11 protein-coding genes, 1 pseudogene and 1 riboswitch are annotated in these 14,318 nt (G+C 34.0%); of the genes and pseudogenes, 6 read left to right on the top strand and 6 right to left on the bottom strand.

Going from position 1 to position 14,318, the window contains the following annotated elements; all coding sequences use genetic code 11:
* Positions 1-18: 18 nt before the first annotated feature.
* Positions 19-270, bottom strand: coding sequence for a hypothetical protein (locus P700755_RS00725; RefSeq protein ID WP_041758094.1), 252 nt, complete (start codon positions 268-270; stop codon positions 19-21).
* Between the two features lie 637 nt (positions 271-907).
* Between P700755_RS00725 and P700755_RS20480 the strand changes: the two genes are divergently transcribed.
* Positions 908-1,108 carry a monothiol bacilliredoxin BrxC family protein gene (locus P700755_RS20480; RefSeq protein WP_245535980.1) on the top strand — a complete coding sequence of 67 codons (201 nt, stop codon included), beginning with the start codon at positions 908-910 and terminating at the stop codon, positions 1,106-1,108.
* 38 nt (positions 1,109-1,146) lie between these two features.
* Here the strand turns inward: P700755_RS20480 and P700755_RS18555 are convergent, their stop codons facing one another.
* The gene (locus P700755_RS18555) at positions 1,147-4,254 is read right to left on the bottom strand and encodes an ice-binding family protein (RefSeq protein WP_015022839.1); all 3,108 of its coding nucleotides are present in this window, start codon (positions 4,252-4,254) and stop codon (positions 1,147-1,149) included.
* A gap of 464 nt (positions 4,255-4,718) precedes the next feature.
* On the opposite strand from P700755_RS18555, the gene P700755_RS19785 reads away from it, so the two are divergent.
* Both P700755_RS19785 and P700755_RS21165 read left to right on the top strand, forming a co-directional pair.
* Complete coding sequence (locus P700755_RS19785; protein ID WP_157609231.1) at positions 4,719-4,928, top strand: transposase; 210 nt, start codon at positions 4,719-4,721, stop codon at positions 4,926-4,928.
* Positions 4,929-5,040: 112 nt separating this feature from the next.
* Positions 5,041-5,538 (top strand): annotated as a pseudogene (locus P700755_RS21165) (transposase); the annotation flags it as partial.
* Positions 5,539-6,256: 718 nt separating this feature from the next.
* On the opposite strand, the gene P700755_RS00705 reads toward P700755_RS21165, so the two are convergent.
* Complete coding sequence (locus P700755_RS00705) at positions 6,257-6,988, bottom strand: bacteriorhodopsin-like (protein WP_015022838.1); 732 nt, start codon at positions 6,986-6,988, stop codon at positions 6,257-6,259.
* Positions 6,989-7,084: 96 nt separating this feature from the next.
* Here P700755_RS00705 and P700755_RS00700 point away from each other — a divergent pair, with 96 nt between their 5' ends.
* Positions 7,085-7,981: a Brp/Blh family beta-carotene 15,15'-dioxygenase gene (locus P700755_RS00700; RefSeq protein WP_015022837.1), complete on the top strand. Its 897-nt coding sequence runs from the start codon at positions 7,085-7,087 to the stop codon at positions 7,979-7,981.
* On the opposite strand, the gene P700755_RS00695 is transcribed toward P700755_RS00700, so the two are convergent.
* The 3 genes from P700755_RS00695 to P700755_RS00685 are packed head-to-tail and all read right to left on the bottom strand — an operon-like array spanning position 7,978 to position 10,940.
* Positions 7,978-8,787, bottom strand: coding sequence for an ABC transporter ATP-binding protein (locus tag P700755_RS00695; RefSeq protein WP_015022836.1), 810 nt, complete (start codon positions 8,785-8,787; stop codon positions 7,978-7,980). The genes P700755_RS00700 and P700755_RS00695 overlap by 4 nt on opposite strands.
* Before the next feature lies 1 nt (position 8,788).
* Positions 8,789-9,811, bottom strand: a complete 1,023-nt coding sequence (locus P700755_RS00690; RefSeq protein WP_015022835.1) for an iron ABC transporter permease — start codon at positions 9,809-9,811, stop codon at positions 8,789-8,791.
* Positions 9,804-10,940: an ABC transporter substrate-binding protein gene (locus tag P700755_RS00685; protein ID WP_015022834.1), complete on the bottom strand. Its 1,137-nt coding sequence runs from the start codon at positions 10,938-10,940 to the stop codon at positions 9,804-9,806. Before P700755_RS00685 ends, P700755_RS00690 begins: the two co-directional genes overlap by 8 nt.
* Positions 10,941-11,050: 110 nt before the next feature.
* Positions 11,051-11,263, top strand: a riboswitch (cobalamin riboswitch).
* 34 nt (positions 11,264-11,297) lie between these two features.
* Here P700755_RS00685 and P700755_RS00680 point away from each other — a divergent pair.
* On the top strand, positions 11,298-13,133 hold the full coding sequence (locus P700755_RS00680; RefSeq protein WP_015022833.1) for a TonB-dependent receptor: 1,836 nt from the start codon (positions 11,298-11,300) through the stop codon (positions 13,131-13,133).
* Positions 13,134-13,143: 10 nt separating this feature from the next.
* Positions 13,144-14,196, top strand: coding sequence for a YncE family protein (locus tag P700755_RS00675; protein ID WP_015022832.1), 1,053 nt, complete (start codon positions 13,144-13,146; stop codon positions 14,194-14,196).
* Positions 14,197-14,318: the final 122 nt, after the last annotated feature.

Here is a 14,318-nt window from a genome sequence, read left to right as displayed (position 1 = left end):
TTTGTATGTATAAATCTTTTATAAAAAATAGAGCTCGCTATGGACACTACCAATAGAAACGTTAATAAGACCACTGTCAAAGTTGGTATTGCTACCAATTAAATTTGTTGTTGCACCATCATAGGAGTTTAAAGTACCATTAGACCATTTTTCATCAGAACTATCAATGACATAATCACAGTCGCAATCCAAATCTATATCCTGAGAATAAGTATTTATTGAAAATAAATTTGAGATTAAAATAACACTAGTAAAAATTAAAATTTTCATAATAAAAAACTTTCCACAAATTTATCGATAAGATGAAAATACATGTTACTAATAAATGCTTATAATTCATTATTATTTCTTCATAAAGTTAATGTTTTTTCGATTATATCGTTGCTATAGCTTTGTTTGTAGTCCTTGTTCTATTATTTCGTATTCTTAGTAAGATGATATCGAATTACTTTGATTGACAAGTTTTATAAGGTTGAAAAAAAGCAATATTGATTAACTCTAAAGGTGAATGAGGCTTTAATCTTTTATTGTTTGCTCCATATTTTGGAGAGATAAAAACGATAGAGTATCTGCTTATTAAAGACCAGAAAATGGAGGCTCAACATATTAGAGGTCATACGGCTTTAATGGGGAGTTATACCAAATTATATTTATAATGCCGTATGAATAAATTGAATTATTTTTTGATTGATTGAAATCAAAAATAACTAGCATAGCCTTAGCTACGGTAATTATTTTTGATGAAAAGCAGGCGAAAAAGAAACAATTTATTGCGTCATTATAGGTCTAATTTGGTATTATTTAGGCGTCAACTAGAAGACCTCTCCCAGCTCGATGCTGTAGAACAACTTTCTAAAGAAAGACTAGTTGTGATTTTAAGCATTCAGTGTCTTATGAAATCAGCAATATGGTTTGGTATCAGTTTCAAAATAACATAGATTTTACCAATGAGCATATTGAAATGTTGTATCTCGATTTAATAGCAAATAGAGACACCTCCAATGAACTTACTCGTCGTTTTCAAGTTTTGCACCAATCTCCCCAAATTTTAGTGATTCAAGATGAGGAGGCTATGCATCATGCTTCGCATTCAGCTATTGGAATATAAAACATCAAAGAGTTGTTACCCTCGTAGTCTGAGTTTTGCTACTCTATAATTAATTTGTGGGTAGTAGTCTGAGTCTGATAGGTCAACTTAATCAAATAAATTCCAGAGTTAAGACTGCTAGTGTTCAATTTTAATTCTGAAGAAGACAGGCGATCTTTTGGAATTGCTATACTTTGTCCTAGTATATTGAAAACAGAAACCTTTAATTCACTATTGAAATCTGGATTATGTAAAAGATAAGCAAATCCAGAATTTGAAGGATTTGGATAAATTTGTGAACTTCCTGCCATCTCATTTTGTGATGTACCTAGGGTGGTTTTCTCAAACTGAATTTTAAATCGATCTGAATTTATTGAAGCTGGAACTGAAGAGTCAATGCTAAAAGCAATATCGTTTTCACCTTCATTCAATTGATGATCCACTTCAGTGTAAGTGTCTTTTAAAAAGATAACATAATCTGACATACTTTCAACTTCAACATTCATGATATAATCTATATCTCTGTAATTGCCAATCCAAAAACTAAATATATCTTCGTCTTTAGGAAAAGGCCTTTTTTCGATAGCTAAATAATTTCCATCAGATTGAATTCCTATAGTTTCATCATCATTCCAGAATTTTAAAGCGTCATCAGTACCAGCTTCTTCATCGTAAGTAGCATCAAATTTAAATCTTACACCATCCATCAATTTATTATTAGAATTGCTGAAGATATTTAAATCTACTTTTGAGGTAGGAACATCTCTGAAAACTACATTAGTTGAAGATTGGTCTGTTTTAAATTTTTCTTTAAAAGTCAATAAAGGGACTTGGGTTGGTTGAATGTTTTGATCAGTCTGAACATATACAGATTGATTAACCTGTAAATAACGGAACTTTGCTGCAATTGTATTCTCGTCAGTGGGATCATTAGGAACGCCTTCTACTGGATTAGCATTTAAATCAACTGCGACAAAACCCCCTCTAGTACCCAAATTTGGTCTGTAAGCATAATAAAACTTCTTGTCCAAATGTTTTGAACTATTTGCTAGAGTTTTTTTCATATCAACTTCAGCTTGGTATGGATTACCAATTAAAGAAAAGCCATCTGGGTTAGGATTTAAATCGGCATCTATGTTTACATCACCAGTTAAAATAATCCCCAAAGATCTTAAGTTTGTATCTCCACCTCTAGAATTATTATTTACATAAATATTTGTAGCTCTATCACCCCTAATCAAAATTCCGTAGGCTTTACCTGCTTCTAAAGTGTTAGTATCTGTGTTTAAGATTGTTGACCAACTTCCATTTTGTGATTCCCATTCAAAAAGAGATGGATTTCCTGTGAAGGTGGCATCAAATCCATTATCGCCGGTTGTACTACCTGTAATGTGTGTGCCGTAACCAGTATTTGGGTTTAAATTCTGTTCGTAATCATTAACTGTATTGTTAACTCCTTCTTGCCAATTATCCTTTATGGAAGTTGTGGTGGTTACAGAAGTAGTCATGAATCTAAAAGCTCTATTTCGCATAGGAATATAACGCTCAATCATAACTTCACCAACGACAGTATTACTATTTTTAATTTCACTAATAATAGCTGTGTTAGTAGCACTAGATTTAAAAGTTACTAGGTTATTACCAGGAATAGTATGGTCGTAATTTGTAATTAAATCACCAGTCGTTAAATTTAGACTATTGAACACATCAACATTACCAGATAATAGGTTTAAGCTATTGTCGTTATCAATAGTCAAGTTATACACTGATATAGTATTATTTGTAGAAAAATTTTGAATTTCATCTCCTTTAAATGCCAAAGTTGAATTTCCTGGATTATAGGTGCCATTATTTTGAAAATCACCATAAACATCAATTTGTGATTCATTGGCTTGTGAGACACTGGCACCGGTAGCGATCGATAAATTTTGAATTTCTATATTCTCTGAAAAAATGGGATCATTTGGTGTGATATTAATTACAACATCAATATCTCTGTTAGGGAAACCCTTAGTCCAATTATTTATATTTTCAGCAACTGTAGAAACTTCACCAATCCAAATGGTAGGATTTAGCGCGCAATAGTCTATACCTGGATGATACACTGCTCCATTATGAGTCCCAGCAATTGCAAGGGCTCCTGATGCAGTACCAACATCTCCTGTGATGTCAGAACTTGCAGAATCTGAAAGCGCACCACCAGAGGACCACATTACAAATGTGGAAAGACTTCTTAAATTAAAAAAAGGAGTACCCGTTGGGATAGCAAGAATAGAGCTTGCACCTACGCTTACTGCACCTAACTTTGTAAACATCCTTCCTACATGGTTGGTATTGGCACCTAATGACACTGCTCCAGCACCACCACCTCCACCAACCAATGTACCTTTCATTATGGTACTAGCGCCCGTAGACATGGCTGCACTACTCACCCAAAATATATTTTCTGGTTTTGCATTTCCTGTCAATACTACAGTTGAACCCGCTACTGTAGTGAATGCCCCAGGGCCTCTAATAATAAACAAGGAATTTGGGTCTCCACCTCCATCCATTGTAAGTGTTCCAGAAATAGATTGTGCTCCACCTATGTCATAGACTCCGGGAGACAAAACTTCTCCATTACCAAAAACTAGAGGGTGAGTTACTCCGCCTGGATATGCTATTAATTCGTTGTATAAAGTTATCAAATCCGCTGTAGCTTGGGTTGCACAGAATGTTTCACTGCTGGACAATTCAATATTACTTAAAACGGGATTTGTATCAGAAACAGGTAATACTTTCATTTCGGGTGAACTAAAAGATCCCCAAATATCTCCATCTACTAGATTGTATCCTGCTGCATTTATGTTTCTCGTAGAAATATCTGTTGCAATTTCATAAGAACTTCCTGATGCTAAAACTAATAAAGCTTGTGCAGTAATAGAATTGGTGTTTTGTATAGTTCCATCTAAAATTGTAGGTGGTCCATACCCAGCTATCGCTCCTACGTGTGATCCAACATCACCGGTAATGTCCGAAATTCCAGTATTAGCGATTGCTTCGGCTCCTGTAAATAGTATAAAATCAGCCGCCGTGCCAAGATAGATATCTATTGGTGACTGTTCATCTCGCGCTATAGAACTAAAACTATATGCGATAATAGCGATTGAAAGAATAATTGTTTTCATGGTTTTTATATTTTATAATCTTTTAAAACTAAAAACCTTTAGGATAAATTAATTTAATATTCGTTGAGTGTAATTAGAGGATCGTTAGAGGGTGGGATTTTGCAGATGAACAGCATATATGATAAATTAAGGCACTTTATTACCGATGACAGACTGTTGAAAGGTGAAATCTAATAAATAAATAAAGTTTTTAAATCACCTTAATCTTCTGTATACAAAGGTATTAAGTCTTGTTTTTAATATATGAAACTACAGAAACAGCCTACTTTTGCAGACATGATTTGTGATTTGCGATCAAGAAAAATAAAAGAACGTTTTTCAGCCAAATAAATGAGTTAATCGATTGGGATAACATCGAAGAGCTAATAGACGCTGATTATTCTAGAGGTAAAAGTGTTGTAGATAAATCTTCCTATAGCGGTCTACTAGTGTTTAAAATGTGTCTTTTGTAAAGTTGGTATGGATTGAGTGATTATGAAGTAGAAGATAGGTTGAACGACAGTATCTCTTTCGATTATTTCTGTGGGATGAATATAGATGAAGTTGCGCCAGATCATAGTACTCTTAGTAGGTTTAGAACTGCATTAACCAAACTAAAACTTTTGAGAAGTTATTCAGCATCATTAATGCACAATTGGAAGCTCACAACATCATTGTTAAAAAGGGAATTATAGTCGATGCTAGTGGTATTGATACACAACTTTGACCAAAAGGGAAAACGAACCATAAGGTAACCAAAATCACAGCGAAGAAAAGGTAAGGGTAAAAAAGCAGTATGCTGACAGTGTAGATAAAGATGGAACATGGCTAAAGAAAAGAGGGAAGTATCATTTTGGATTAAAAAAACATCATGTAACTGATAACGAAGGACTTGTCATAAGAGTCTCAACCACCACGGCAAGTAAAAATGAGATAGCCAATTTAGAAGACGTGCTAGAGACAGTAACTATAGATTTACCAAAAGGCATCCCATTAAAAGCAGATAAAGGGTATCAGTCAAAGAAAAATGCAGGACTACTCAAAAAGCGAAATCTAAAAAATCATATTCTAAGAAAAGCTTACAAGAACAAACCTTTAACACGTTGAGAAAGGAAGTTCAATAAATTAATAGGCAAAACAAGATTCAAGGTAGAGCGTACATTTGGAGGAATAAAAAGATGGTTTAACGGAGGATTAGCAAGATATCGAGAAATAGAAAAAATGCATACCCAAAATCTTATGGAAGCCATGTGTTACAATTTGTATAGAAGTCCAGAGATAATTGCGTATAAATTTAAAATTTAGGAAAAAAAAAGTAACTGCAAAGGCTAGAAATAGAGCTTAAAATGAAGATTCTATATAAAATACCAAAAATAATCAGCATAAAAAAGAGATTATTGCGAAATCATTCTATTATGCAACAATTTTTACTTGCTTACTAAAGATCAGAATATAGAGGTTCAACATGTTAGAGTTCATAAAGTTTAATGGGAGTGAGTTATATAGGTAATACCGAAACTTAAGAGTCGTTTCTAGAAGATAATGCTAATGTAGATCTAATACCAAATTATATTTATAATGCCGTATGAATAAATTGAATTACACTTCGACGTAGCTCAGCACAGGTTTTTTGATTTATTGATTGAAATCAAAAATAACTAGCATAGCCTTAGCTACGGTAATTATTTTTGATGAAAAGCAAGTGAAAAAAGCCTGTGCCGAATTCGTATCGGTAAAACGATTTATTGCGTCATTATAGGTCTAATTTGGTATAATTTATACAGAAGGAGTTATGGCATTAATTTATGCGTTTAGTTTTATGCATCAAGAGTTAGTGGATGTAATACTAAATTATGCTGTTGACTTTTTTTAGGAGGCAAAGATGGTTTCACAATAAAAATCCAAGCTAAAAAGCTTGGATTAAAACGAATACAGCAATTACTTCAATCACTGTTTATTTCAATATAGGGTATAAAAAAAGCCGAATCATAAGATTCGGCTTGATAATTTTAATTATAAAAAATTATTCAGAAGATTTAGTTGCCAAAGCAAAAATCACTAATCCAAATCCAATTTTATTCACAGCATCACCAATGTTATAAACAACATCCATAAATGAAGCGTCTACTCCAAAATCAAATCCAAATAATCCACCTGGAGTTCCTAAAATGTATCCTAAAGGATAGATAGCCCATCCTACAAGTACGAACCAACATAAAATGTTGTGAGCTTTTAAAACTTCTCCACCAGCTGATACTGCTAGTTTCTTAGCTTCACCAAACCATACAATGTAGACAATAACAAAGTAAGCTATACCTGAAGCAAGACCCCACTGCCAAGAGAAATCTGGTTGAACAGCTTCACCAAAGTAACCAGTTACTAACATAACCACTGACCAGAAAATCAATTTCCACATTAAACTAGCTTTTGCTCCAGCCACTCTTAAGATAAGGAAGAATTCAACACACATAAGTGGTACCGTTAAAACCCAGTCTACATATCTAAAGAAAGTAGGTGATTCTCCAAATGCATCCCAATAATCTCTCATATAGAAATAATGAACTGCTGCAATAAAAGTAATCAAACCTGATACTAATACTGATGTTCTCCACTTTTTATCAAATTGACTTAATGATAAAAAGAAGAAGGCAGATGCAGCCAACATGGCCATACTACCTACAAAAAAAGTGAAACCAACGTAGTCGTCATTTGCGAGCTTTGATACGTCGGCCATAAAGTACATAAATGTTCTCATAGCGTTATAAAATTTAAGTTTGTTTAATCAAATGTAGTAATAAATTAAACACTAAATTTTAGTTTTAAGAAATTTTTTCAATTAATTTTGCGTAATATGAAACTTTACAGGATAAAATTTTACGATTACATAATGCTTTTTAGTTTGCTTGCTATATTAGGCTCAGAACTTCTTATATCAGAAATTCAATATGTTATAGCTCTTTTGGGTATTTTTAGTTTAGGTATTTTACACGGGTCTAATGACTTATTTGTTATTGAAAATTTAAACTCGAATTCCCAGAAACCAAATTTTTACAAGTCGTTATTTGCTTATTTGGGAGTTGTTTTGTCCTTTGTAGCTGTGTTTTATTTTATCCCCATTTTTGCTATCGCTGCATTTGTCATTATAAGTTCTTATCATTTTGGAGAACAGCACTTTCACCATAAGTTACAAAACACTCAATCTTTTTGGTCTTCCTTATTTTTTCTATTTTATGGATTACTGGTTTTATTTTTAATTTTAAGCTTAAATTCAAAAGAAGTTATACTCATTGTACAAGATATGACGGGTTTACTTATTGACAGTCAGTTTTTAAATATTGTTCTTTTTATTTCAGCACTAGGAAGTATAGGTTTATTTATATTTTTATCCAAAACAAACCCTAAACTTAAGTCTTCACTTTTTCCAAACGTGATATATCTTATTTTATTTATGGCCTTATTCGCTGTTAGCAACGTAGTCTGGGGTTTTGCTAGTTATTTTGTCCTTTGGCATAGCATACCATCTTTAAAGGATCAGGTTAATTCTCTATACGGAACCTTTAATTTTGAAAATTTTTTAAGTTATTTTAAAAAAGCCTTTCCGTATTGGTTAGCCTCAATTATAGGTATGCTCGTTGTTGTATGGCTGTTTAAGGATTCTAAAAACTTTTTATCACTTCTTTTTGCTTTTATAGCTGCTATTACCTTTCCACATGTATTTATAATGAGAAAACTATTTGATAAAAATTAATCTGTATTGATTTTCATTCGAAAGCTTTGACTTACTTCATCAAAAACAATTAAATCTTTTGGAAATAGAGAATTGAATGTTCCTTTTTGAATTAATTCTGAAGGAGCTCCATAAGTGACTTTCCCTTGATCGATAAGAACAATCTTGTCGCATAGTTGGAGCGCTAAATTGATTTCATGAGAAGCAAAAAGAATGCTTTTCTGAGAGCGTTTCACTATCGATTTTAGAAGTTGCAACACATAAGCTTTATGATACATGTCTAGGTGAGTTGTAGGTTCATCCATCAAAATTAGAGGTGTATTTTGAGCCAAAGCTCTGGCAATTAAAACTTTTTGAAACTGTCCGTCACTTAGAGCATCGCAGATTCTATGTTGGTTCTGTAGTAATCCAACTTGTTTTATGGCTTCATTTACAAGAGTTAAATCTTTTTGACTTAAGTGTCCCAACCAGTTGGTATACGGATGTCTTCCTAAGGCAACTAGTTCAAATACAGAAAGTTGTTTAGATACGGTTTCATTGGTCAATACCAAACTTTGCTTAGAAGCTAAATCTTTGTTTTGTAAACTAGAAATAGGGGTATTATCAATTAAAATATCACCTGTAAGTACTGGGAGTATTCCAGATAAAGTTTTTAATAATGTGGATTTTCCAGAACCATTAATTCCAATTAAAGCGACAAGTTCACTAGGCTGAATTTCAAAATTTATTTGACTTGCGATTTCAATAGTCTCCCTCTTATCTTTATAGCCTATGCTTAAAGAATTTGCCGTTAGTATTGAGGGGGTAGATTTAACTTTAGAAGACATTTTAAAATTTGAGTTTACGCTTTCTAACCAAAAGCCAGATAACAACTGGCGCACCAAATATAGAGGTTACAGCATTAATAGGTAATGTGCTTTCACTACCTGGTAATTGGGCTATAATATCGCAAAGAATCATTAAAAAAGCACCACCAAAAATAATATTGGGAAGTAAAACTTTATGGTCATTAGTAGTGACGAGCTGTCTTACTAAATGCGGAACTGCTAAGCCTACAAAGGCAATTGGACCTGCAAAAGCGGTAGCGCTTCCTGCAAAAATGGAAGTGGATAAGATAATCAGGATTCGATTTCTATTTAATTTCACACCCATACTTTTGGCATAATTTTCCCCTAAAAGCAAAGCGTTTAGGTTTTTGAGACAAATAAGAGCAAGTCCAAGTCCAATGCACCAGCAAAGACTTAATAGGCCTACCTCTCCCCAAGCCAAATTTCCTAAACTACCAAAAGACCAAAAAATATATAATTGAAGTTCTTCTGCATTGCTAAAATAGGCAAGAACACTAACCACAGCAGAAGTTAAGCTTGCTACCATCAACCCAATAATAAGAAGCGTCATCGTGTCTTTTACTTTCTGGGCCGTCGCTAGCACCGCAAGCATAACTAGAATACTCCCTAAACTAGCGGCGAGAATAATGGACCATTTTGAAAACATAAACTCTCCAAAAATACCAGAAAACAGTCCTGCACCCATCAATAGAATAGCAACTCCTAAACTTGCACCACTGCTTAAGCCTAGGACATAAGGACCAGCTAAAGGATTTCTAAATAAGGTTTGCATTAGCAATCCACTTATAGCGAGACCAGAGCCAATAAGCAAAGCTGTAAGTGTTTTTGGTAGTCTATAATTGACTATGATGTATTCCCAGGTTGAATTTTCGGTAGTAAGGCCAAGTAAAATTTTCAAGACTTCATCTATGGGAATAGAGACAGAGCCCAAAGAAAGACTCAGTCCAATTCCAAAAAGCAGTAAAACCACAAGACCTAGACTATTTGCTATGTTTCTATTCAATGGCTAGGGGCTTAAAAAAGGTAAAATCTTCATCTTTGAGCAAATCGGGGTGGAAAATTTTTACTAGATCTTTTAAAATTAAATCAGGCCGATTTGGACCTAGTTCATAAAAAAGAACTCCCCCAGTTTCCCCTGTAGTTCTCGCCATTGTGAAAATATTCTTTTCTTGAAAGGCATCAAATTCTTGATAATGGGTATTGCTTTCCGTCAATTGCTCATAAGTGGTATATTGTCCTGGCGATATCCAAAATTCAGCTTGTTTAGCATCTTGCAGGACTGTTTCGAAAGCAAAGGCAGCGCTGCCCTTTCCTTGAGTGTGACTATAAATATAATCTGCGTGAGCATCTTCAAAAAATTGAGCCTGCCAGCTAGTTCCATAGGGAAGATACCAGCGGTCTTGATGCATAGCTCCCGATATAACAGTTGGTTTTTTACTGGAGGTCTTGGCTAAGACTTTTAGAGAGTGATAGGATTGCTCAACGTCTTCAAAAGCTTTTATAGATTGGTCTAACTCTCCAAGAAAAACACCAAAAAATTTAATCCATTCAGCCTTGCCAAGGGCACTTTTTTCAAGCCAGTCTCCATTATAGACCACAGGTATTCCAGACTCTTGTAATTTGCTTAAGGCTTTATTTTGTCCTTCTAATGCAAAACTAAAAATAACATCAGGATTTAGTTCTAAAACAATTTCGGTATTTATCGCTTCATTTTTACCCAGTTCTTTGATCTTTCCTTCATCTATAAATTCTCTAGCAGCTTTAGAAGAAATGTAATCGAGATTGGGGAAACCAACAAGTTTTTCTAATTTATTCAGTGCGATTAATGAGGGGATGTGGGTCGTAGAGGTTGTGACTAGCTTTTCGATAGGTAAATCAATAATCGCATCGTAGACCAATGAGTTAGGTAATTCAATCTCTTTATTTTTTAAAATATAGACCAACCCTTTTTCGGCTTCTTGCCATGGAGAATGGACAATGACTTTAGTAAAGTCCTTGTAATGATATATTGAAAATCCTTCAGCGTAAGTGATCTCAACTTCAGTAAAGCTTCCTAGATCTTCTTCTTTTTTTGTGTTATCGACACAAGAAAGTAAACCGATAAGAATTAATGCCAATAGAATTTTTTTCATCACTACAAATTTTGACAAAAGTATGATTAATTATTCCAAATTTTAAACTCCTCAATTCAAGCTTATTAAAATTAAATTCAGAAAAAGCTATCATTCTTTAAGAAATGTCTAATTTTGCGACGCATTTTGGTTCTCAAAGGTGTATTTCAACTTTTGAAGATTAAAAGGGAATTTCGTTAAAATCGAAAGCTGTTCCCGCAACTGTGCGCTTTGTACGCTTTGTGCGTATGCTTTACTTTAAAACTTTATAACCACTGTCTGTTAAGATGGGAAGGTTAAGTAAAGACGCAAGCCAGGAGACCTGCCTCAATGTATAATTTAAAAACGAAGACTTTCGGGATAAAAGTCGAGTGGTGTATGAAGCATTATATTTACTTATGCATTTTGGTGTGTCTTTGGACATCCCCAACTGTTGCTCAATTGGACTCTATCCAAAAGCTGGAAGAGGTGATCGTTGTGGATCGACAAATCAGTCGATTTTCCACAGGGCAGCGTGTTCAAAACATTTCCAGCTCGATTCTTCAAAATACCCCTGGCTTACTTACCGATGTTTTAGGACAAGAAACCACTATATTTTTTAAGCAAAATGGGTACGGGATGGTATCTTCTCCAACTTTTAGAGGAACAACTGCTCAACAGACTGCTGTGGTTTGGAATGGTTTTAATATCAATTCACAGTTCAATGGTCAAACCGATTTTAATACTTTATTGGTAGATGGTTTCGATGAGTTATCTGTAAGGCCAGGTGGAGGGAGTATCATCTATGGAACAGGGGCCATTGGAGGCAGTATTCATCTCAGCAATCAGTTAAGATTTGACGGTGAAACTTCAGCGGTATTAAGTGCTAGAACAGGAAGTTTTTCAACTTTTCAAAATTTATTAAAAGCTTCTACATCCACAGATCGTTGGAGTTTATCTCTAGCTTTATCTAGGTTTTCTTCTGAAAATGATTACGATTGGCCTACGACTAATCGGAAAAATCTGAATGGAGATTTCGAACATTACAATGCCAATTTGAGCCTTTCCAGAAAATTGGGTAATGGACATAGGCTAACTTATCATGGAATGTATTTTAATGGGGATAGAAATTTCTCCTTGTTGTTTCCATCAGATCCGCGATCAAATTATCTCAATGAAGACCATCGGCATATGTTGGAATGGGAGAAAGAATTTTCAAACTTAACTTCTGTATTAAAAATGGCCTATTTTGGAGAGGACTTTCAATATACTGCCAATATAAATAACCCAAATCCCACCGGTGCTGGAGCTCAAACTGCTATAGCTAGATATAGTTTGTTTTATACTTATAATGACTTCGATTTTAATGCCTTAAGTGAATATAATTATAGCACAGCAGATGGTGATAATGTTCAAGCTGATAGTCGAACTATTGCGAGTTTTGCTTTTCTCGCTAAACACCAATGGAAGCAACTGACATCTGAAGTGAGTTTTCGACAGGAATATTCTAATGTATATGACAGTCCATTTTTATTTAGTACAGGTTTTAATTATGTGTTTTCAAACTATGTAGAGGCTAAAGCTAAGGTTTCAAAGAACTTTAGAATCCCCACGTTCAATGATTTATACTGGGAGGGAAGTGGTCAAACCGACTTGCAGCCTGAAACTTCTAATCAGTTGGAGAGCTCTTTGATCTTTTCTAATGCTAAAAAAAATCATAGGTTTTCATTGACAGGATATTATAACGATATCAATAACTTAATCCGTTGGATACCCAATGTAAATAATATCTGGGAGCCAGAAAACGTAGATGAAGTAGAAACCTATGGCCTTGAAGCACAACTAGAGTCAACATTTAAATTTGGAGAACATTTATTCCAGTTGAACTCTTTATATGGGTATACTATTTCTGAAAACAAACAAACAGGATTTCAACTTACTTATGTTCCAAAACATAAGTTGACAAATGGGTTTACATACTCATGGAACCGATTTTCAGTTGAAATACAAAATCAATACATCAGTGAAATCTTTACAAGATCTAACAATAGCGAAGGTGACATTCTTGAAGATTATTTGCTTTGGAACTCAGGGCTATCTTATAAATTCCCTAAGATCCAAAATCTTAAGTTATCCTTTCAAGTCAGGAACATAACCGATGTTGCTTACCAAACTATAGAAAACAGACCCATGCCGGGGAGGCATTTTTTTATTCAAACTTTAATTAACTTTTAAATCCAAATCAATGAACACTTATTTTAAATTTTTAGTGATCGCCATTTCAGCTTTTGCTATTATCTCTTGTAGTAGTGATGATGACAACCCACAGCCAGTTATTCCCGATGGTGACTATTTTAACGGGGTTTTAATTCTTAATGAAGGAGGAAGTGCTGGAGGTTCTGTATCTTTTTTGGGTACTGATCAACAAGAGGTTATGAATGATATTTTCGCAGATGCCAATGATGGGCAAGGACCAGGTCTTTTTCTTCAATCCATATTTTTTGATAGTGAAAAGGCTTATATAATTGCTGGGGGGTCAGATCTCATTTCTGTTGTAAATAGATACACTTTCGAACTGATTGAAGAGATTGATCTAGATCTTCAAAATCCTCGTTATGGTGTAGCCTTTGATGGAAAAGCATATGTAACGAATTCAGGTGAATTTGAATCAGATCCAAACGATCCAAAAGATGATTTTGTTGCCGTTATAGATCTTGAAACTTTAAATGTTGATATAACTATTCCCGTTGGTTTAATTGCTGAAAGGATTGTTGAAAGTAACGGACAGATATTTATACAAAATGGTTCTTTTGGATCTGGTAATACCATTTCAAAATTAAATCCAATGTCCAATACAATTACAGAAACCCTTGAAGTAGGAGAGGGGATTAATTCTATACAAGTTTATAACCAAAAGCTTTATGCTTTGGATTCTGAAGGAGTAAAGCAAATTGATCTAGCAACTTTTAGTGTGGAAACTGAAATAAATAAACCTGATGCTTTAACCTCTGTTAGTAATTTGAGAATTGAAAATGATCAATTTTATTACACTTCAGGTACAGCTGCTTATACCACGTCAATTTCATCAACAGAATTATCTTCTGAAGTTATTTTCGATTATGGGAGTGACTCTTCTTTTGGTGCTTTTCGGGGATTTGAAGTGAACGAAGGTCAGATTTATGTTGGGGATGCAGGAGACTTCACCTCCAATGGATTTGTATTCATCTATTCTTTGGAAGGACAATTAGTAAAAGAGTTTAGTGTTGGTATTTCACCCAACAGTTTTTACTTTCAGTAATCAAATTTTTAACTAACAACAAAAGCTTCTGTTTCGACAGAAGCTTTTGTTGTTTATAAGTGAATTGAAATGATATTCAAAATTTTTAAAAATTGTACTTTCGATTTATGTATAGGAATGAT

Source organism: Psychroflexus torquis ATCC 700755, from assembly GCF_000153485.2.
In the GTDB taxonomy this organism is placed as follows: Bacteria; Bacteroidota; Bacteroidia; order Flavobacteriales; family Flavobacteriaceae; genus Psychroflexus; species Psychroflexus torquis.
Note: the sequence above shows the minus strand (reverse complement) of the source record. Positions and strands in the feature narration are given on the sequence as shown.

What these genes read in the sequence shown, in the direction of transcription:
- P700755_RS00725 (WP_041758094.1), bottom strand. Translation starts at nt 270, where the DNA reads ATGAAAATTTTAATTTTTACTAGTGTTATTTTAATCTCAAATTTATTT.
- P700755_RS20480 (WP_245535980.1), top strand. Translation starts at nt 908, where the DNA reads ATGGTTTGGTATCAGTTTCAAAATAACATAGATTTTACCAATGAGCAT.
- P700755_RS18555 (WP_015022839.1), bottom strand. Translation starts at nt 4,254, where the DNA reads ATGAAAACAATTATTCTTTCAATCGCTATTATCGCATATAGTTTTAGT.
- P700755_RS00705 (WP_015022838.1), bottom strand. Translation starts at nt 6,988, where the DNA reads ATGAGAACATTTATGTACTTTATGGCCGACGTATCAAAGCTCGCAAAT.
- P700755_RS00700 (WP_015022837.1), top strand. Translation starts at nt 7,085, where the DNA reads ATGAAACTTTACAGGATAAAATTTTACGATTACATAATGCTTTTTAGT.
- P700755_RS00695 (WP_015022836.1), bottom strand. Translation starts at nt 8,787, where the DNA reads ATGTCTTCTAAAGTTAAATCTACCCCCTCAATACTAACGGCAAATTCT.
- P700755_RS00685 (WP_015022834.1), bottom strand. Translation starts at nt 10,940, where the DNA reads ATGAAAAAAATTCTATTGGCATTAATTCTTATCGGTTTACTTTCTTGT.
- P700755_RS00680 (WP_015022833.1), top strand. Translation starts at nt 11,298, where the DNA reads ATGAAGCATTATATTTACTTATGCATTTTGGTGTGTCTTTGGACATCC.
- P700755_RS00675 (WP_015022832.1), top strand. Translation starts at nt 13,144, where the DNA reads ATGAACACTTATTTTAAATTTTTAGTGATCGCCATTTCAGCTTTTGCT.